We start from the raw sequence: 19,597 nt of genomic DNA on the forward strand, positions 1-19,597 counted from the left end.
CATCAGCCGAGCCCTGCGTGATGTGCGCGGGCGCCATCTTCTGGTCGGGCATTGGGCGTGTGGTGTTTGGCATTGACGCCGAGCGCCTGCGCGTATTCCGGGGCGAGCGGGCCGAGCAGCGCGACGCCGAGCTGTCGTGCCGCGACGTGTTTGCCGCCTCGCCCCACGCCATCGAATGCATCGGCCCGGCGCTGGTCGAAGAAGCCAGCGCGCCACATATCGGGTTCTGGAAGGTCTGACCCATTCCCGCGCGGGCAGAATCTGCAGCGCACACTCTGCCATCGCCCGTCCCCCATGCCTCGCACCAAAGCCATGACCGAATCCGAAGCCGAAGCCGCCTCCGGCGCGCTGCTCAGCCGCGCCAAACAGGGCCGTGAACGCATCCTGGGCGCCATCCGCGAAGCGGCCATCGCCGAGTTCAGCCGCCATGGGTTCAAAGGGGCATCCACCAAGGCGATTGCTGAGCGCGCGGGCCTGACCAAGCCCCAGCTGCACTACTACATCAGCAGCAAGGAAGAGCTGTATGAAGAGCTGCTGTACTCGGTGCTCAACGGCTGGTCGGGTGCCTTCATCTTTGATGCCAACAGCAACGACCCCAAGACGGTGCTGAGCAACTACGTGCGCAAGAAGCTCGATTACGCGCTGGACAACCCAGGCCTGTCGCGCATCTTCACCACCGAGGTGCTGGGCGGTGGGCGCAATCTGGGCAAATACTGGCCGGTGGCCGTCAAGTCCACGCAGCAGAAGGTGGACCTCATCAACCGCTGGATTGCCGAAGGCCGCATGCGCGCCGTCAACCCCACGCTGCTGCTCATGCAGATCTGGGGCATGACGCAGCACTATGCCGACTACGGCGTGCAGGTGCACATCATGCTGGGCCTGGCGCCCGATGAGCCCATCGACCGCGAGCCCATCGTGCGCGAACTCACCAGCTTTGTGCTGCTGGGCTGCGGCCTCGCACCAGACTAAAGCCCCATGCCCATTTCTGGGCATGGTCTACGCACCAAAGGGTCTGAAGGGCGCGATGCGCACCAGCACGCGGCGCAAATCCGTCGCGATAAGGCCGCGTTGATCCACCACAAAGACGTTTGATGGCTTTTTGTGGCTGGCACAGCCTTTGCAATAGTTTGACCAATCGATCAAATCACATGGTCAAACAATGCAGACAGCCCCTGACACCGCCAGCGCCACCCGCACAGAACACACGTTCGAGCTGATCCTGCAGCGCAGCCAGATGCGCTTGCCCGTTGCCCCCGGCGAGAGCATGGCCGATGTACTGCAGCTCGCTGGCGTGCCGCTGGAAACCCTGTGCGAGCAGGGCGTGTGCGGCACTTGCGTCACCCGCTGGCTGGACGGCGAGCCCGACCACCGCGACAGCTGCCTGAGCGCTGCAGAGCAAGCCACCCACGTCGCCGTGTGCTGCGCACGCAGCCACAGCGCCACGCTCACGCTGGACCTCTAGACCCCACCTCTCCCACCCACCCGAAGGACACCCGCCATGCGCATCCTCGTGATCTATTGCCACCCGGTAGAGACCAGCTACAACGCCGCCCTGCACACCGAGGTGGTGCAGCAATTGCGCGGTGCGGGCCATGAGGTGGACGACTGCGACCTGTACGCCGAGGGCTTTAACCCCGTGATGACCCGCGAGGAGCGCCTGGGCTACCACGAGGTGCCCAGCAACCAGTTGCCCGTGCAGGGCTATGTGGACCGCCTACGCTGGGCCGAGGCGGTGGTGTTCTGCTTTCCCACCTGGTGTTTTGGCATGCCAGCGATGCTCAAAGGATTTTTCGACCGCGTGCTCATGCCCGGAGTGGCCTTTGACATCAGCGACCCACACAACGTCAAGCCCTCGCTCACGCACATCAAGCGCATCTCGGCCGTGGTCACTTACGGGCGCCCGCGCTGGACGGCCCTGTTCATGGGCGACCCGCCGCGCAAGTCCATCACCCGCTACATGCGCCTGCTCACCGGCGGCAAGGCCCGGGTGGACTACCACGCCTACTACCACATGAACGTGGCCACACCGCCCCGGCTGGCGGCCTTCAAGGCCCGCGTGGGCCAGGCGATGGCGCGCTTTGCATAAGACCGATTTCTAAGGGCCACAGCATGCACGCATCCAGCACTCCCGACCACATCCTGCGCGCCCGGCTGCCGCGCTGGCTGCTGCCCGCCGCGTGGCCGCAGCAGGGCCACCAGCCCGTGCTGGCCGATTTGCACCTGGCCCAGGGCCGCATCGTGCAGGTGCTGCCCCATGGCACCCAGCCAGCGCCCCACGGCACGGTGTGGGACGTAGCAGGCGCGCTGGTGCTGCCCGGCCTGGTGGATGCGCACACCCACCTGGACAAGGCCTTCACCCTGCCCCGCATGGGCGTGGTCAAACCCGGCCTGCTGGGCGCCATCGAGGCCATGATGGTGGACCGCCAGGGCTGGACCGAAGCCGACATCCACGCCCGCGCCAGCCGCGCGCTGCAATGGGCCTACGACGCCGGCACCGTGCACCTGCGCACCCACTGCGACTGGTGGGAGCCCGACGCGCAGCCACTGGCCTGGAACGTGTTGCGCGCACTGGCCCACGACTGGGCCGACCGCATCACGCTGGAGCGCGTGAGCCTGATCCCCTTGCACCTGTATACGGACCGCAGCGCCGCCCTGCGACTGGCCGCCACCGTGGCCGCCAGCGGCCCCGGCGCATTGCTGGGCGGCTTTGTGCATTCCACCAACTGGGACCCGCAGGCGCTGCGCCACCTGTTGGAAGCCGCGCAACACCACGGGCTGAACGTGGACCTGCACGTGGACGAAGAACTGCACCCCGGCGCCCAGGGCTTGGCGACCACGGCCGCACTGATCAAGGAGCTACGCTTTGAAGGCCATGTGGTCTGCGGGCACACCTGCGCCCTGGCCGCACAGGACGAGGCCACCGCCCTCGCCACGCTCGACGCCGTCGCGCAAAACCCCATCACGCTGGTCACGCTGCCCATCACCAACCTGCTGCTGCAGGACGCCACCACCGGCCGCACACCGCGCCAGCGGGGCCTGACGCTGGTGAAGGAAGCCCGTGCACGCGGCATCCCGGTGCTGGTGGCCAGCGACAACGTGCAAGACCCGTTCTGCCCTGTGGGCAGCTTCGACCCGCTGGAGGCCCTGGCCACGGGCGTGCTGGCGGCGCAGCTGGATGCACCTTTCGACCAATGGAGCGAATCGCTGTGCCGCGCCGACTGGCTGCGCACAGGCCGCACTGGCACCACCGCGCTGCCCCTGCAGCCTGGCACGGTGGCCGACCTGCTGGTCTTCACCCAGGCCGACCACTGGGGCTTTCCGTCCCGCACGCAAGGCGCGCAGGGCCGCGTGGTACTGCGCCAGGGCCGCGTCGCCAGCGGCCATGCACCAGCCGCCTGGCATGTGCCCACCACTGAATCCGCAAGGAGCCTTGCATGAGCCCCGCATCTGCAGCCGCACCCGCGCCGGGCATCGCCCAGCCCCTGGCCCGCTACGCCGCGTGGCGCCGCGCAGGCGACTTCATCTACCTCAGCGGGATCATCGCCGTGGACCCTGCCGCCAGCCGCATCGTGCGCGGCTATGCCGACATCCCTGACGAAGCCGCCACGCTGATTGGCCGCACGGGCGAGTTCAGCAGCGACATCAAGGAGGGCCCCATCCTCGCGCAGAGCTGGTATGTGCTCGACCGCATCCGCCAAACCATCGAGGCCGCAGGCGGCCAGATGTCCGACGTTTGCAAGCTGGTGCAGTACTTCAAGAACCTGGACCACTTCCCGCAGTACAGCCGCGTGCGCAAGCTGTTCTTCCCCGGCGAGCCCCCCGCATCCACCGTCGTGGAAGTGAGCGGCATGTTGCCCACGCCAGACATCCTGATCGAGGTCGAAGCCACGGCCTATCTGCCACAGCGCTGATCCACCCCCAACACCTTCACGAAAGCCTTTCATGCTGCACGGCTACAACCCGCCCCACCGCTACCTGCCCTACCTGAGCTGGACCGAGATCGCCGACCTGCCGGACAAGGAGAACACCGTCATCGTGCTGCCCACGGGCGCCACCGAGCAGCACGGCCCGCACCTGCCCTGTGCGGTGGACACCGTCATCAGCGCAGGCGTGGTGGGCCATGCACTGGCGCGCCTGCCGGATGATGTGCCCGCGTTTGCGATGGCCCCCATCACCTACGGCAAGTCCGAAGAGCACCTGCACTTCCCGGGTACCGTCACGCTGAGCGGCGAGACCCTGCTGGCCACCATGAACGAGGTGGGCGAGTCGGTCTACCGCGCGGGTTTTCGCAAGCTGCTGTTCGTCAACGGCCACGGCGGCCAGCCGCAGGTGATGGAGATGTGCGCGCGCGAGCTGCGCCTGCGCCATGGCGACTTCATCGTGGTGCCCAGCTTCACCTGGCGTGTGCCGCATGTGGCGGGCAAGTTCCTCTCCGACAAGGAAAAACGCCTGGCCATGCACGCGGGCCACGGCGAAACCGCACTGATGCTGGCCCTGGCCCCCGACACCGTGCACATGGAGCGCGCGGTGGTCAACTACCCGCCCGTATTTGATTCGCCCCTGCTCTCGCCCGACGGCCGCCCCGCCTGCGCCTGGAGTGCCCGTGACTTTGGCCCCAGCGGAATCATTGGCGACCCACTGCCCGCCACGGCCGAGCAGGGCCACGCCATCCTCGAATCGCTGGCCGTGAGCTGGGCCGCCGCCATCACCGAACTGCACAAGCTGCAGTGGGCACCGCGCGCTGAGCCCACCTGGGGCCGCGCCCAACACACCGGCCACATCGAGCACCCGTCCGCACTGGCCTGAAACCTGCGAACGCCACCGCAAATCCTTTTCGCTTTTCCCTTCGTTATCCCTTCGTTCCACCTCCACCACCCTACCGGAGTACCACCATGATGAAGACCGCCTCCCGCCTTTCCAAAATTGGTGCAGCCGCGCTGCTCGCTGTTGGTGCCGTCGGCACCATGCAGGCCCACGCGCAGGAAAAGTTCACCTACATGACCAACTGGTACGCGCAGGCCGAGCATGGCGGCTTCTACCAGGCGGTGGCCACGGGCCTGTACAAAAAATACGGGCTGGACGTGACCATCAAGATGGGCGGCCCACAGGTCAACATCGTGCAGATGATGGCCGCTGGCCAGGCCGAATGCGTGATGGGGTCGAGCGACCTGCAGATGATCCAGATGCGTGAAGGCGGCGTGCCCGTGGTCAACGTGGCGGCCGTGTTCCAGAAGGACCCGCAGGTACTCATCGCGCACGAGGACGTGAAGAAATTCGAAGACCTCAAGGGCAAGACCATCCTGATCGCATCGTCGGCCCAGCGCGGCTACTGGCCCTGGCTCAAGGCCAAGTACGGCTTCACCGATTCGCAGACCCGCCCCTACACCTTCAACATCCAGCCCTTCGTGGCCGACAAGAACACCGCCCAGCAGGGCTACCTGACATCCGAGCCGTTTGCGATTGCCAAGGCGGGCGTCAAGGCCAACACGCTGATGTTCAGCGACCAGGGCTACCCCGCCTACGCCACCACCATCTCGTGCATGGAAAAGACAGTGAAGGACCGCAGCGCCGCCGTGGCCTCGTTCGTGAAGGCGTCGATGGAAGGCTGGAAGAGCTACCTGGCCGACCCGGCCCCCGCCAACGCGCTCATCAAGAAAGACAACCCCAACATGAGCGACGAGCAGCTCGCCTACAGCGTGGCCAAGCTCAAGGAAATGGGCATGGCCACGGGTGGTGACGCAGCCACCATGGGCATCGGCATCATGACCGACGCACGCGCCAAGGCCAGCTACGACTTCCTGGTAGACGCCAAGCTCATCGACCCTGCCAAGGTGAAGCTGGCCGAGACCTACACCACGTCGTTCGTCAAAGACCTCAAGGTTCTTCCTTGACACCCCCTGAGTCGCTTCGCGCCTTCCCCCAAGGGGGACAACGCCCTCGCTGCGGGGCGGCCCTTGCTCGGCGTTCGCTGGCTCGGGCCGCGCCAGTTTCCAGCGACTGGCGCCAAGCCAAGCGCTACGACAGATAAGCCCCATCGCCCTGACACAGCGGCCAGCCTCCCCGGCCACATCCATCGAAAGGCACCACCATGTCCATTCCCGCTGCCTCGCCACCTCTGGCACCCGCGCCGCGCCCCACGCCCGCCGTGGAGGTGCTCTCGGCCGAAAAAACCTACCCCAATGGCACCCAGGCCCTGCTGCCGGTGGACCTGACCATTGAGGAAGGCGAATTCGTCACCCTGCTCGGCCCCTCGGGCTGCGGCAAGAGCACGCTACTGAAAATGGTGGCGGGGCTGCTGGAGCCCACCGACGGCCGCCTGCACCTGTGGCGCAAGCCCGTGGCGCAGCTGGACGAAAGCGGCAAGAAGATGGCCTTTGTCTTCCAGTCGCCCACGCTCATGCCCTGGGCCAGTGTGCAGACCAATGTGCGCCTGCCGCTGGACCTGGCGGGCGTGCCTCGCGCCGAAGCCGATGCGCGCGTGACCGAAGCGCTGGCACTGGTGGGCTTGTCCAAGTTTGCCAACGCCCTGCCTCGTGCGCTGTCGGGCGGCATGCAGATGCGCGTATCGATCGCGCGCGGCCTGGTCACCCAGCCCGACCTGCTGTTGATGGATGAGCCCTTTGGCGCACTGGATGAAATCACTCGCCACAAGCTCGACGCCGACCTGCTCGACTTGTGGCGCAAGAAAAAACTCACCGTGATCTTTGTGACGCACTCGATCCACGAGGCGGTGTTCCTCTCCAGCCGCGTGGTCATGATGGCCGCACGCCCCGGTCGCGTGGTCGAAGAGTTCCGCATCGACGCGCCCTACCCCCGCACGGCCGACTTCATGGTGTCGCCCGAATTCAGCCGCTACGCCCAGCTGCTGCAGGACAGCCTGCTGCGCGCCAGCGTGGACACCGAGGAGACCGTGGCATGAGCCCCCCCTTCCCTTCCGCACCGATGGCGTCGCCCGTGGTCACCGCGCCCCTCGCAGCCACGCCGCGCTCGGCACCTGCGCCAGCGGGCGCCGCTGCCAAGGCGGCCACCAAGGCCACACCCAAGCGCCCGCCACTCATGGCCCAGCCCCGCGTGCAGCGCGTGGTCTACCCCGTGCTGGTTGGCCTGGTGCTGATCGCACTGTGGCAGGGGCTGGTCACAGCCATGGAGCTGCCGCCCTACCTGGTGCCCTCGCCCATCCTGATGATGAAGACGCTGTTCACCGACTGGGCCGCACTGGGCGGCTCGCTGTGGGTCACCGTCAAGATCACGGTGCTGGCCTTCATGGTAGCCACGGTGGCCGGCGTGCTGATCTCGTTCCTGTTTGTGCAGAGCAAACGCATCGAGACCGCACTCTTCCCCTACGCCGTGCTGCTGCAGGTCACGCCCATTGTGGCCGTGGCGCCGCTCATCATCATCTGGGTGAAGGACCCAACGGCGTCGATGGTGATCTGCGCCGCACTGGTCGCCCTGTTCCCCATCATCAGCAACACCACACTGGGTCTGCGCAGTGTGGAGCCGGATCTGCAAAGCTACTTCCAGCTCAACCGCGCCACGCGGCTGCAGACCTTGCTGCGCCTGCGCATCCCCAGCGCACTGCCCTACTTCTTTGGCGGGCTGCGCATCTCCAGTGGCCTGGCGCTCATCGGCGCTGTGGTGGCGGAGTTTGTGGCGGGCACCGGGGGCCAGGGTGCGGGGCTGGCGTACCAGATTTTGCAGGCGGGCTTCCAGCTCAACATCCCGCGCATGTTTGCTGCGCTGCTGTTGATCTCGCTCACCGGCGTCGCGCTTTTTGTGCTGATGGCATGGCTCACCCGTGTCGCCCTGGGCGGCTGGCACGCCAGCGAAAACAGCATGGACTAACCCCCTGAGTCGCTGCGCGCCTTCCCCCAAGGGGACGCCGCCCCTGCGGCGGGGCGGCCCTTGCACGGCGGCGCTGGTAAGGCACCGCGCGTTCGACGCCTTGGGGTGGCGCGTGACGCTTTGAACCACCGAGCCATCCCTCCACGATAACCGCCCTGCTCGATCACGCGCGGCACGGGCTTCCTTTTGCCAAAAACGGCCGCCAGCGGCCAAGGAGATACCGACATGACCACCACCGCCCAACAACTGCCCGACCTGCTGCCCGGCCTCGACTGGATCGCCGACCCGCTGCGTGTGGGCCGCCTCTCGCAGGACTTTGCCTGGTTCAGCCCCGTGCTCAAGCGCGACCTGGCGGGTAAGCGCGGTGACATCGCCGTGCGCCCGCGCACCGAAGCAGAAATCCGCCAGGTGGTGGCCGCCTGCGCCAGCGCGGGCATTCCCCTCACTGTGCGCGGCAGCGGCACCGGCAACTACGGGCAAAGCACGCCGCTGCACGGTGGCGTGATCCTGGACCTGTCGGGCTACAACGCCTTTGGCTGGGTGCGCGGCGGTGTGGGCCGCGCGCAGTCGGGCATCCGGCTGGCAGACTTTGATGCGCAGGCCAAGCCCCATGGGCAAGAGCTGCGCTGGCTGCCCAGCACCTACCGCAGCGCCACGCTGGGCGGGCTGTTTGGCGGCGGCTTTGGGGGGGCAGGCTCCATCAACCACGGCCCGCTGGCCGCGCCTGGCAATGTGCTGGCCGTGCGCGCGATGACGGTGGAGCCCGAGCCGCAGGTCATCGAACTGCGCGGCCCCGAGGCCATGCTGCTGCACCACACCTACGGCACCAATGGCATCGTGCTGGAGCTGGAAGTGGCCCTGACTCCTGCCGTGGAGTGGACCGAATGCATCGCCACCTTCGAGCAGTTCGACGCTGCGCTGGAGTTTGCCGACCGCTTTGGCAGTGCACCCGGGCTGGAGAAAAAAGAGGTGTGTTTTGTGGCCGCCCCCATCCCGCAGTACTTCACCAGCCTGGCCGAGCACCTACCCCCCAATCAGCATGCCGTGCTGCTGCTGGTGGCTCCGCACTCCGAGGCCGGCATGCGCGACATGGTGGCGCAACACGGCGGCCAGGTCACCTACCGCAAGACGGCCGACGAAGTGGCCAGCAGCCACAAGACGCTGCTCGAATACACCTGGAACCACACCACCCTGCACGCCCTCAAGGTGGACAAGGGCCTGACCTATATCCAGAGCGGCTTCAATCCCATGCACCGCCTCAAGCAGGTGAAGGCGCTGGAGGCCGCGCTGAAGGGCGAGGTGATGATGCACCTGGAATTCTTGCGCACCAAGGAAGGCGCCTTCAACTGCAGCGGCCTGCAGATCATCCGCTACACCACCGAAGAGCGCCTGAACCAGATCATGCAGATCTACCGCGACCACGGCGTGCAGATCAACAACCCGCACGTGTACATCGTGGAAGACGGCAAGCAGAACAACCTGGACCCCGCCGTGGTGGGCATGAAGCGCCGCTTTGACCCCCAGGGCCTGCTCAACCCCGGCAAGTTGCGCAGCTGGTATGCGGCCGGGTCCACAGCCCCCGCGCAGCCCCCCGTACGCCAAACAGCGTAGGAAACGCGGGTACCGCCTATTACTCCCACAGGCCTCTACCGCCCGCCTGCAGGGCATAATCAGCTACTTATTTAGTAGCAAATCATCACCCCATGCCTTGGCACGCCCGCCTTCAGCTCGACTACACGGCAGAACACAATGCCCGCACCGTCGCCCGCTACGAGCACAACGGGCCGCTGCGCATCCTGCAAAGCCTGTACCCCGAGGGCGACGCCATCTGCCACAACGTGCTGGTGCACCCGCCCGGCGGTCTGGTGGGCGGCGACACGCTGGACATCACCACCACCGTGGGCCCCGGCGCCCACGGCCTGGTCACCACGCCCGGCGCCACGCGCTTTTACCGCTCCACCGGCCCGCTGGCGCTGCAGCGCAGCCACCTCACCCTGGCCGAAGGCGCACGCCTGGAATGGCTGCCGCTGGAGGCCCTGTGCTACAGCGCCTGCCACGCTGAAAACCACCTCACGCTGAACCTCGCCCCCGGCGCCGAATGCATCGCCTGGGACGTGACGGCGCTGGGCCTGCCGCACGCGGGCCAGCCGTTTGAACAAGGCCGCTTCACCCAGCACCTGGAAGTGCCCGGCCTGTGGCTGGAGCGCGGCGTGATCGACGCCGCCGATGACCGGCTGCTGAGCAGCCCCTTGGGCTTGGCGGGCCACCGCTGCATGGCCAGCATGTTCTTTGCCGCAGGCACTTCCCTCGACCGCACGCGCCGCGACGCTGCGCTGGACGCGGCCCGTGCAGTGGTGGATCAACACCCCCAGGTCAAAGCCACCGCAGGCGCCACCAGCCCCAACGACCGCATGGTGGTGGTACGCGTGCTGGCGCCGCAGGTGGAGCCTGCAATGAAGCTGCTCAAGGCGGTGCGGGTGGCTTGGCGGGAGGTGCTGTGGGAGCTAGAGGGGGAGGCGCCTAGGATTTGGGCGATGTAGGTGGGCCGCGTGAGGCGGCGCATGTGGCCGACGACAATCCGGTTGAATTGAAAGGTTGTATGGACGCCCTTTTTGAACTCATCACGATGCTGGCGCTTCACTGGCGCATTGGACTCGCGGTGCTTGCTGCGCTGATCTCAGCCGTTTTGTTGGCTACCAACATCAGTTGGTTCTCAGGGTGGTACGGCGTGGTGCTGGTGATATTCAGCTTTGGCGCAGGGTTGATTTGGGAAAGCATCCCCAGGGATTGATTTCGACAGCCGATGATTTCCCGCCTCCGCGCCGGGATTGGCATCTACTGCCGAAAACTCCCCTTCTGCCTGACCATCTGTTTAAGGTTCTTGAGCTTTCGAGGGGCACGTTCAGTCCACATGATTTCCGCCCCATCTCTCAGCTCTTCGTAGATAGGCAGGACATCGGTGACACCCACCAACTTCCATTGAACAGGTACACCTTCGGATCCACCGCTGTAGGGTTTCGAGTTCTCGCGAGCAACCGCCAGCCCCTTTTTATAGGCTTCATCAAGGTTCGACGCACATACAAGAACGGTGTTTTCCCAGGACAGAAATCGAGCTTCATCATCGTCTTTTCTGTCGTCATTCAATTCCACGAAGCGCTGCAGGTAAGAAACCAAATACCAGCCTACCGGTGAAAGGTTCTTGTCGTATGTCATGCAAGGATTCTCATGAATGTGGCCCGGGCCAAACAGGAACCAGCCGCTCAAAAGAGGCATTGAGCAGCTGGCTTTTCCTAGATTCAACGGTGGCACGATTCACAGCCAACCTCTCGGAATCTGCTTTTAGTTTGATCGAAGTCCGGCTGGCTGAGCTAATTCAGGCTGACGCCACCGTTGGCACCCTCAACAACCCATCCGCCTTGAACATCCCCCGAATCCCCCGCACCGCCTGCCGAATCCGCGCCTCGTTCTCGATCAACGCAAAGCGCACATACTCATCCCCCTGGTCGCCAAAGCCAATGCCCGGCGACACGCACACCTTGGCCTTGTCCAACAGCTGCCGCGCAAACTCCAGCGACCCCAGAGCGCGATACGGCTCGGGGATGCGGGCCCAGATGTACATGCTGGCCTTGGGGCAGTCCACGGCCCAGCCAGATTCGGTGAGGCCCTTGTAGAGCACGTCGCGGCGGCGCTGGTACTGGGCGGCGATGTCTTTCACGCACTGCTGGTCGCCCTCCAGCGCGGCAATCGCAGCCACCTGCAGGGGCGTGAAGGTGCCGTAGTCGTGGTAGCTCTTGATGCGGGCAAGCGCCGCCACCAGGTCGGGGTTGCCCACCATGAAGCCCACGCGCCAGCCGGCCATGTTGTAGCTTTTGCTCAGAGTGAAAAACTCCACCGCCACATCCTTGGCGCCGGGCACTTCCATGATGCTGGGGGCGCGGTAGCCGTCGTACACGATGTCGGCGTAGGCCAGGTCGTGCACCACCAGGATGTCGTGCTTCTTGGCCAGGGCGATCACGCGCTCGAAGAAGCCCAGCTCCACACACTGCGCGGTGGGGTTGCTGGGAAAGCCAAAGATCATCATCTTGGGCTTGGGGTAGCTGCCGCGGATGGCCTTTTCCAGCTCGGCAAAAAAGTCCACATCGGGCGCCACGGGCACGCTGCGGATGTCGGCCCCGGCAATCACCGCGCCGTAAATGTGGATGGGGTAGCTCGGGTCGGGCACCAGCACGGTGTCGCCCCGGTCCAACGTGGCCAGCATCAGATGGGCCAGGCCTTCCTTGGAGCCGATGGTGACGATGGCCTCGGTGTCGGGGTTGATGTCCACCGCGTAGCGATCTTTGTACCAGTGGCTGATGGCGCGGCGCAGGCGGGGGATGCCTTTGCTGGCGCTGTAGCCGTGGGTGTCGGGCCGCTGGGCCACTTCGGTGAGCTTGGCGACGATGTGCGGCGGCGTGGCCCCGTCGGGGTTGCCCATGCTCATGTCGATGATGTCTTCGCCCCGACGGCGGGCCGCGAGCTTGAGCTCGGCCGTGATGTTGAAGACGTAGGGGGGGAGACGATCGATGCGCGCAAAACGGCGCTTGCCCTGCGATGCAGACATGCGGTGTGACTTTCACGTAAGCGCCCGGAACCGTCCGAGCGACGTGGCTGGCAGAAAGGCCAGCCCGCAGCCAATGTAACGCACAAGACAGCGCGAGCCCGCCAACCTGCGCGCGGCTGTCGCAAAGCCGCTACAGAGCGGCCGACCCGTGGGGTTGGGCTATGCGGTGGCCGAGGCGCGTGCGGCCGTTGCCTTTTCGGTGCCCATCGACCACGCAAAAATGGCCACGCCACCCAGGCCCAGCACCACCCCCACCCAGCCGGTGGACGTCCAGCCCATGCCTGCCGAAATCGCCACGCCACCCAGCCAGGCGCCGAGCGCGTTGGCGGCATTGAAGGCCGAGTGGTTGAGCGCGGCGGCCAGGGTCTGTGCGTCGCCCGCCACGTCCATCAGGCGGATCTGCAGCGCGGGGCCAATGGCCACCACGGTGCCCAAGAGGAACGTGGCCAGCGCGGCGATGGCGGGGTGGTGTGCGGCGGGCACAAACAGCGCCATCACCACGATGGACCACAGCAGCACCTTGCCGATGGCGGGCATGAGCGCCTTGTCGGCCATGCGCGAGCCCACCAGGTTGCCCGCCACCATGCCCAGGCCAAACAGCGACAGCACAAACGGCATGAGTGCAGGCGGCATGCCCGCCACCTCCAGCAAGGTGGGCTTGATGTAGCTGAACACCGCAAACATGCCGCCAAAACCAATGGCCCCGATGCCCAGCGTGAACCACACCTGCTTGCGCGCCAGCGCGCCCAGCTCACGCAGCGGGCTGGCGCCGTGCGATGCGGGCATGGCGGGCACCCACAGGCGCACCATGACGACGGCGGCCACGGCAATGAGCCCCACAAACACAAAGGCCGCACGCCAGCCAAACGCCTCGCCCAGCGCGGCGGCTATGGGCACGCCCACCAGCGTGGCAGTGGTCAGCCCCAGCATGACCCAGCCCACGGCGCGTGCGCGGCGGCCGGGCGGGGCCAGCGCTGCGGCCACCAGTGCGGCCACGCCAAAGTAGGTGCCATGGGGAAGACCGGTAAACAACCGCATGGCAGTGAGCGAGCCATAGCCCGGCGCCAGCGCCGATGCGAAATTGCCCAGCGCATACACCACCATCAGCGCCATGAGCAGCGCGCGCCGCCCCCAGTGGGCGCACAGCACGGCCAGCACGGGTGCACCCACCACCACGCCCAGGGCATAGGCGCTGATGACGTGGCCCGCCTGCGGAATGCTCACGCCAATGTCGCGCGCCACCTCGGGCAGCAGGCCCATGATGACGAACTCGCCGGTGCCGATGGAGAAACCGCCCACCCCCAGGGCCAGCACGGCGCGCACCAGGGTGCGGTCGTCGGTGGGGGTGGAATCGATGGGCGTGGAGGACAGGGGCGCAGTCATGGCAAGGGCAACAACAGGGGCAAGCCGCTGCGGCAGATGATGGCGCAGCGCAAGAATCAGTAAGGGTTCTGGGGCGGGAACGGGCCCAAAGAAGAAACGCAGTTACGGGGGTAAACCCGAATTTGGTAACCATAACATGCCCTGCGCGGACTTGCTGGCGCGGGGGCATGCCTTGCACTGAACACATGCCCACCACCAGGGCTGTTAGGCTGACTCCTCCTTACTCGCCCCCTCCCCCTTTTTTGCAAGGACAGCCAATGAGCATCCGCCCGAGCACAGCAGACACCATCGCCCGCACCGTCCAGGTGCTGGCCTTCGACATCTTTGGCACCGTGGTGGACTGGCACGGCAGCATCGTGCGCGAGATGCAGGCGCTGTACCCGGCGGTGGATGGCGATGCGTTTGCGCTGGCCTGGCGCGCGGGCTACCAACCCGCCATGGCGCAGGTGATGCGGGGCGAACGGGGCTGGACGCTGGTGGACGACCTGCACCGCAGCATCCTTGACGAGATCCTGCCGCGCTTTGGACTGGCGCACCTGCCCGAGGCCGAGCGCCGCCACCTCAACCGCGTGTGGCACCGGCTGGATGCCTGGCCCGACAGCGTGGAGGGGCTGACGCGGCTAAAAAGGCGCTTCACCATCACCACACTGTCGAACGGCAACATCGGGCTGCTGACCAACATGGCCAAGCACGCCGGTCTGCCGTGGGACTGTGTGCTGAGCGCCGAGGTCTTCAAGGCCTACAAGCCCCACCCCGACACCTACCTGGGCGTGGCCCGCGTGTTTGATGTGCCGCCCGAGCAGGTGGCGCTGGTGGCCACCCACCATGACGACCTGGCCGCCGCGCGGGCCTGCGGCCTGCGCACCGCCTACGTCGAGCGTCCCCTGGAGCTGGGTGCAGCCCGGCCCAAGGACGGCACGCCACAGCCGGGCAACGATCTGCACGCCAAAGACCTGAACGATCTGGCGCAGATGCTGGGCTGTTGAATGTGCCCCGGGGCACACCCGCGCCGGTCAGTGCGCTACCAATAGCTGCACAAACATCTGCACCTTGGCATGGCATTCGGCGCTGATGGAGGTGAACTCCAGCCCGGCCACCCACTCGTCGCCCTCTGGCTTGAGGGTGATGACCCGCGCATACACATCGGCCACGCGGTAGTCCACCAGCGGCAGCTCAAACTCCAGCTTGACCTCGCTGTGCGGCTCCAGCGGCTCGATCAGCTCGACCAGCAGGCCGTGGTAGCCGATGTCGCGGATGGCGCCGTGCACGATGTGGGGCACCACGATCTTGTCCTGCATACGCTGGCACAGGCAGGGCAGGCGTGCGTCCACGCGGTGGCTGCGGCGAAACTCCTGGCGCGGCACCTTGAGCTTGTGCGAGGGAATGGCGATCAGCTCGCGCAGGCTCACAGGCTGCGTGCGGCCTTTGACATAGACCTGCATCGGCGCCGACGCGGACACCAGGCCCCAGCAGCGCTGGTAGGTGGAGTCGCTGATGAGCACCTGGCCACGCAGGCTCAGTGCCTCGATGCGCGAGGCCAGGTTGACGGCCTCGCCGATCACGGTGTATTCCGAGTACACGTCCGAGCCAAAACGCCCCGCCATCACCGTGCCCGTGTTCACGCCAATGCCCAGAAACACCTCGGGCAGCCGCTCGCGCAGGTGCGCCAGGTTCAGCTCGCGCATGGCGATCTGCATCTCTACGGCGCAGAGCAGTGCGCGGTCCACATCGTCGTCGCGCGCCACGGGTGCGCCGAACAGCACCATGATCGAGTCGCCCATGAACTTGTCGATGCTGCCCTGGTACTTGAACACCACTTCGGACAGCCGCGCCAGGCAGCGGTTGAGCGCCGCAATGACCACGGCTGCGGGCTGAGAGCCCGACAGCGCGGTGAACCCGCGCAGGTCAGCCAGCAGGATGGTGACCTCGCGCGGCACCACGTCCAGGCCCTCGCTGGCCCCGCCATCGGGGCTTTGCATGCCGTGCAGGATGCTGGCCATCTCGGCCTGCGCCGCGTCGGAAAGGGTCGTCCCGGTCTCGCGCTCGATCAGCGACTGCAGGCGGCGCACGGCGTCGTGGTGGAATTCTTTGTGCATGGCGCGAGGGAGGTGGGGAGTGTGTTGGTATGGGGGCATCACGGGCCTCCTGCCAGCCAGAATAGGCGCCGCCCACCGGCTGGTCAACCGGTGAAAACACCCCGGGGCCGCGCGACGGAAGCTAACTTGGCGCGCCCCTTCCCCCAACCCGCTCCCGCAGGGGGAGAGGGGAAAGACCCGGCACTGCGAGCCATGGAAACAGAGGCGGCCAACCCAAGGGCGAATGGGCTGAAGCGCCAAATACAAGGTTTTTTGGCCTCTACCGCGCGACCATCATGTCCCAATAGCTATCAAATCAATAGCACTCTCCATACTCACCCGCTCCGAGCCCGCCGCGCCGCCCGGCACCACCATCTGATCGATCACGCCAAACGGCCCAGGCTGGCCCTGCCCGTCCAGCGCCACCATGCGCACCCGCTCGCCAAAGCGCAGAAACGGTGTGTGCGGCGCGCCGTCGGCCAGCGCCTCGACCATGCGGCGCTCGGCGATGCAGGACGAGCCCACGGTCACATCCGCATTCGACACGGTGCCCGAGCCGATCAGGGTGCCTGCCGACAGCCTGCGCGTGCGCGCTGCATGGGCGATCAACTGGCCGAAGTCAAAGTGCATGGCACCGCCGTGCGGGTGGCCAAACCATTCGCCGTTGCGCTGCGTCTGCAGCCGCAGGTGCACGCGGCCGCCGGTCCACGCTGCGCCCAGTTCGTCGGGCGTGACGGCGATGGGCGCGAATGCGGTGGAGGGCTTGGCCTGCACAAAGCCGAAGCCGCTTTTGGCCTCGCGCGGGCCGAAGGCGCGCAGGCTCCAGTCGTTGATGAGCACGATGAGGCGCACATGCTGCAGCGCAGCTTCAGCGGTGACGCCCATGGGGGTCTCACTGAGCACCACGCCAAATTCGCCCTCGAAGTCGATCTGGTCGGCTTCGGACGGCAGGGCCACATCGTCGTGTGGACCCAGAAAGTCGTCGGCCGCGCCCTGGTACATGAGCGGGATGGTCTCGAAGTCGGCCACCGGCGGCACCTTGAAGGCGCGTTCCATGAGGTGACCGTGGTTCAGAAAGGCCGAGCCGTCCAGCCACTGCCAGGTGCGCGGCAAAGGGGCCAGACACTGGCGCGCATCAAAGGGCATGGCGCCCGGGGCGGGGGGCACGTTCACGGTGCGGGCCAGGTCGTGCAGCGCGGGCTCCACCACGCTCCAGCGCTCCAAGGCATCGAGCAGCGTAGGGGCCACCGGGCTGGCATCGATGCAACGGCGGGCATCGGCCGACACGACCACCAGGCGGCCATCGCGCTGGCCGTTTCGCAGTGTCGCGAGTTTCATGGCGCCACTCCGACCGCAGGCTGCAGCGGCAGCACCGGGTCAAAAATGGCCACGGCCCGCGTCCAGCCCGCAGAGGCGCCGCGCACCTTGACCGGAAAGCACGAGATATAGAAGCCGCTGGCGGGCAGCGCCTCCAGGTTGTGCAGTTTTTCGAGGTGGCAGTAGCCAATGTCGCGCCCGGCCTTGTGGCCCTCCCAGATCAGCGATGCGTCGCCGCTTTCGGCATAGCGCTGCGCGGTATAGGCGAAGGGGGCGTCCCAGCTCCAGGCGTCGGTGCCGGTCAGGCGCACGCCGCGCTCCAGCAGGTACATGGTGGCCTCGTAGCCCATGCCGCAACCCGCGCGCGTGTAGCCCGCCGTGCCGTAGGCGCTGCCAGCGCGGGTGTTGACCACCACGATCTGCAGCGGCTGCAGCGTGTGGCCGATGCGTGCGAGTTCGGCCTCCACATCGGCGGCCTGCACCACGTAGCCGTCGGGCAGGTGCCGAAAGTCCAGCTTCACGCCGGGCTGGAAGCACCAGTTCAGGTCCACCTCGTCGATGGACAGCGCGCGCTGGCCGCCGTCCATGGTGGAGGCGAAGTGGTAGGGCGCGTCCAGGTGGGTGCCGTTGTGGGTGTTGAGCTGCACGTCCTCCACCGCCCAGGATTCACCGTCGGGCAGGTCTTCCTTCTGGAGGCCTGGAAAGAACTGCGCCAGGTCCGCAAAGCTCATCTGGTGGTCGATGTAACGGATGCGCGGGCCCAGGCCCGGCGGGTCGGAGACAACATCGTTTTCAAGGTGCATCGAGATATCGACGATGCGGCGCGCAGGTGCGGCGAGCGTGGTGGTCATGGCGGGGTCGCGTGGAAAGGTCGAAACCAGGCAATCAGGATTCGGCCGTGAAGCCGGTCTGCTTGATGAGGCCGCGCCACTGGTCGGCATCGGCCTTGAGCATCTGCGCCAGTTGCGCGGCGGTGGAGGGCTTGACCTCCAGGCCGTACTGCTTGCCGTACTCCACCACCTCGGGCTGGCTCAATGCGGCCTGCAGGGCATCGGATGCGCGCTTGATGGTCTCGGGCGTGGCCTTGCCGGGCAGGAAGAAGCCGTACCACTCGCTGACCTTGAGCGGGTAGCCCAGCTCCGTCAGCGTGGGCACCTGCGGCAGGAACGGTGAGCGCTTGCTGCCCGCAATGGCCAGCACCCGCAGCTTGCCGCCCTTGCCATGCTGCAGGTAGTCGCCAATTGGCCCCCAGAACGCGGGAATCTGCCCGCCCAGCAGGTCTTGCATGCCGGGCACCGTGCCCCGGTAGGCGATGTGGCGCATGTCGATCTTGCTGAACTGCCCCAGCAGCACGCCCACCATGTGCGGCATGGAGCCCGCACCGGGGCTGCCGTAGTTGGCGCTGCCGGGGTTGGCGCGCATCCAGTCCAGCAGGTCGGCCAGCGTGCGCACGCTGTCGGGCACGCCGGGGCCCACGGCCAGGCCGTGGTCGAACATGGCGCCCAGTGACACGGGCGCCACGTCGTCGAGCGTGTAGCGCAGCTTGGGGTAGGTGTAGGGGTAGATGGACAGCATGGACGACGGCGTGATGAGCAGGCTGGTGCCATCGGCCGGGCTGTCGCGCAGGTTGAGGATGCCGATCTGCCCGCCTGCGCCGGGCTTGTTGTCCACCACCAAGGATGCTGCGTAGTGGCCGCGCATGCGGTCGCCCACACGGCGCGCCAGCGCATCGGCCGTGCCCCCGGCCGGAAAGCCCGAGATGATGCGCGCCATGTCGGGCATGGCGTCCTTGCCCGCCTGCGCCCAGGCGGCAGGAGCACCGCCCAGGGTGGGCAGCAGGGCGGCAGAAAGCTGGGTAAAACAGCGGCGGGTGATCATGGTGTCTGTCTCCGGTTGGATTGGATGGAATTTGCAGCGAAGCCCCGCAAGCCCTGCATGAGCTGGCCTGCAGCGGGTGGCATGAAAAATTATACGAACGTACAAATTCAAATCGACTGGGGTTTGTACGAGTGTTCAATAAATTTATACAGCCGTATAAAACAGCCTATGCCCAAATCCCGCTCCACCCCCCAGACTGCGGCCGCCGTGCCCGCAGCCCCTGCCGCGAAAGCCCCGGCGCGCAAGCGTGCTGTGGCCCGCAGCGCCACCAGCGAAGAAGAACTCGCCCCCAACCGCCAGGCCAACATCCTGCAGGCGGCCGAGCGGCTGTTTGCCACGCGCGGTTTTCATGGCGTGTCGATCCGCGACATTGCGGACGAGGCCGGTGTGCCGCTGGCGCTGGTGGGCTACTACTACGGCCCCAAGCTCTCGCTGTACCACGCCATCTTCCGCGCGCATGCGGGCTACATCGATGTGCGGCTCAAGTCGCTGGCCGATGCCC

At 66.4% G+C, this 19,597-nt stretch carries 22 protein-coding genes; 15 read left to right on the forward strand and 7 right to left on the reverse strand.

All coding sequences use genetic code 11. The features are described 5' to 3' along the window. The 13 genes from AC07Z7_RS21970 to AC07Z7_RS22030 form a co-directional block, all read left to right on the forward strand. Nucleotides 1-239: tRNA-specific adenosine deaminase (locus tag AC07Z7_RS21970; protein WP_494767660.1), on the forward strand; the 239-nt coding region annotated here is incomplete at its 5' end. A gap of 73 nt (nt 240-312) precedes the next feature. After that, on the forward strand, nt 313-969 hold the full coding sequence (locus tag AC07Z7_RS21975) for a TetR family transcriptional regulator C-terminal domain-containing protein (protein ID WP_494767676.1): 657 nt from the start codon (nt 313-315) through the stop codon (nt 967-969). 190 nt (nt 970-1,159) lie between these two features. Beyond that, entirely contained in the window at nt 1,160-1,462 is a 303-nt protein-coding gene (locus tag AC07Z7_RS21980) for a 2Fe-2S iron-sulfur cluster-binding protein (RefSeq protein ID WP_252661885.1), read from the forward strand. Nucleotides 1,463-1,498: 36 nt separating this feature from the next. Further along, nucleotides 1,499-2,086: an NAD(P)H-dependent oxidoreductase gene (locus AC07Z7_RS21985; protein ID WP_252661883.1), complete on the forward strand. Its 588-nt coding sequence runs from the start codon at nt 1,499-1,501 to the stop codon at nt 2,084-2,086. A gap of 23 nt (nt 2,087-2,109) precedes the next feature. Next, nucleotides 2,110-3,438 carry an amidohydrolase family protein gene (locus AC07Z7_RS21990; protein WP_494767661.1) on the forward strand — a complete coding sequence of 443 codons (1,329 nt, stop codon included), beginning with the start codon at nt 2,110-2,112 and terminating at the stop codon, nt 3,436-3,438. Beyond that, nucleotides 3,435-3,911, forward strand: coding sequence for a RidA family protein (locus tag AC07Z7_RS21995; protein WP_494767662.1), 477 nt, complete (start codon nt 3,435-3,437; stop codon nt 3,909-3,911). The genes AC07Z7_RS21990 and AC07Z7_RS21995 overlap by 4 nt, the downstream gene beginning before the upstream one ends. Before the next feature lie 31 nt (nt 3,912-3,942). Next, on the forward strand, nt 3,943-4,806 hold the full coding sequence (locus tag AC07Z7_RS22000; RefSeq protein WP_494767663.1) for a creatininase family protein: 864 nt from the start codon (nt 3,943-3,945) through the stop codon (nt 4,804-4,806). 86 nt (nt 4,807-4,892) lie between these two features. Next, nucleotides 4,893-5,891 (forward strand): ABC transporter substrate-binding protein, encoded by a 999-nt coding sequence (locus tag AC07Z7_RS22005; protein ID WP_494767664.1) that lies wholly within the window; start codon nt 4,893-4,895, stop codon nt 5,889-5,891. Nucleotides 5,892-6,088: 197 nt separating this feature from the next. Beyond that, nucleotides 6,089-6,919: an ABC transporter ATP-binding protein gene (locus tag AC07Z7_RS22010; RefSeq protein ID WP_494767665.1), complete on the forward strand. Its 831-nt coding sequence runs from the start codon at nt 6,089-6,091 to the stop codon at nt 6,917-6,919. Between the two features lie 23 nt (nt 6,920-6,942). Then, nucleotides 6,943-7,842 carry an ABC transporter permease gene (locus AC07Z7_RS22015; protein WP_494767677.1) on the forward strand — a complete coding sequence of 300 codons (900 nt, stop codon included), beginning with the start codon at nt 6,943-6,945 and terminating at the stop codon, nt 7,840-7,842. Between the two features lie 225 nt (nt 7,843-8,067). Beyond that, complete coding sequence (locus tag AC07Z7_RS22020) at nt 8,068-9,453, forward strand: FAD-binding oxidoreductase (protein ID WP_494767666.1); 1,386 nt, start codon at nt 8,068-8,070, stop codon at nt 9,451-9,453. A 92-nt stretch (nt 9,454-9,545) separates the two neighbouring features. Then, nucleotides 9,546-10,382 (forward strand): urease accessory protein UreD, encoded by an 837-nt coding sequence (locus tag AC07Z7_RS22025; RefSeq protein ID WP_494767667.1) that lies wholly within the window; start codon nt 9,546-9,548, stop codon nt 10,380-10,382. A 23-nt stretch (nt 10,383-10,405) separates the two neighbouring features. Beyond that, on the forward strand, nt 10,406-10,633 hold the full coding sequence (locus AC07Z7_RS22030; protein ID WP_494767668.1) for a hypothetical protein: 228 nt from the start codon (nt 10,406-10,408) through the stop codon (nt 10,631-10,633). A 44-nt stretch (nt 10,634-10,677) separates the two neighbouring features. On the opposite strand, the gene AC07Z7_RS22035 is transcribed toward AC07Z7_RS22030, so the two are convergent. From AC07Z7_RS22035 to AC07Z7_RS22045, 3 genes are all read right to left on the reverse strand, one after another. Continuing rightward, complete coding sequence (locus AC07Z7_RS22035; RefSeq protein ID WP_494767669.1) at nt 10,678-11,055, reverse strand: DUF4288 domain-containing protein; 378 nt, start codon at nt 11,053-11,055, stop codon at nt 10,678-10,680. A gap of 160 nt (nt 11,056-11,215) precedes the next feature. Further along, the gene (gene alaC / locus AC07Z7_RS22040; protein ID WP_494767670.1) at nt 11,216-12,442 is read right to left on the reverse strand and encodes an alanine transaminase; all 1,227 of its coding nucleotides are present in this window, start codon (nt 12,440-12,442) and stop codon (nt 11,216-11,218) included. A gap of 159 nt (nt 12,443-12,601) precedes the next feature. Then, nucleotides 12,602-13,825: an MFS transporter gene (locus AC07Z7_RS22045; RefSeq protein WP_494767671.1), complete on the reverse strand. Its 1,224-nt coding sequence runs from the start codon at nt 13,823-13,825 to the stop codon at nt 12,602-12,604. Between the two features lie 257 nt (nt 13,826-14,082). On the opposite strand from AC07Z7_RS22045, the gene AC07Z7_RS22050 reads away from it, so the two are divergent. Further along, nucleotides 14,083-14,811 (forward strand): haloacid dehalogenase type II, encoded by a 729-nt coding sequence (locus AC07Z7_RS22050; RefSeq protein WP_494767672.1) that lies wholly within the window; start codon nt 14,083-14,085, stop codon nt 14,809-14,811. A 27-nt stretch (nt 14,812-14,838) separates the two neighbouring features. On the opposite strand, the gene AC07Z7_RS22055 is transcribed toward AC07Z7_RS22050, so the two are convergent. From AC07Z7_RS22055 to AC07Z7_RS22070, 4 genes are all read right to left on the reverse strand, one after another. After that, nucleotides 14,839-15,921: an adenylate/guanylate cyclase domain-containing protein gene (locus AC07Z7_RS22055; RefSeq protein WP_252661721.1), complete on the reverse strand. Its 1,083-nt coding sequence runs from the start codon at nt 15,919-15,921 to the stop codon at nt 14,839-14,841. 273 nt (nt 15,922-16,194) lie between these two features. Continuing rightward, nucleotides 16,195-17,238: a fumarylacetoacetate hydrolase family protein gene (locus AC07Z7_RS22060; protein ID WP_494767673.1), complete on the reverse strand. Its 1,044-nt coding sequence runs from the start codon at nt 17,236-17,238 to the stop codon at nt 16,195-16,197. After that, nucleotides 17,235-18,068: a cyclase family protein gene (locus AC07Z7_RS22065; RefSeq protein WP_494767674.1), complete on the reverse strand. Its 834-nt coding sequence runs from the start codon at nt 18,066-18,068 to the stop codon at nt 17,235-17,237. Before AC07Z7_RS22065 ends, AC07Z7_RS22060 begins: the two co-directional genes overlap by 4 nt. A 34-nt stretch (nt 18,069-18,102) precedes the next feature. After that, on the reverse strand, nt 18,103-19,095 hold the full coding sequence (locus AC07Z7_RS22070) for a tripartite tricarboxylate transporter substrate-binding protein (RefSeq protein ID WP_094286789.1): 993 nt from the start codon (nt 19,093-19,095) through the stop codon (nt 18,103-18,105). 168 nt (nt 19,096-19,263) lie between these two features. On the opposite strand from AC07Z7_RS22070, the gene AC07Z7_RS22075 reads away from it, so the two are divergent. Beyond that, nucleotides 19,264-19,597: TetR family transcriptional regulator (locus tag AC07Z7_RS22075; RefSeq protein ID WP_494767675.1), on the forward strand; the 334-nt coding region annotated here is incomplete at its 3' end.

It is taken from the genome of Acidovorax sp. GW101-11A03, assembly GCF_059424825.1.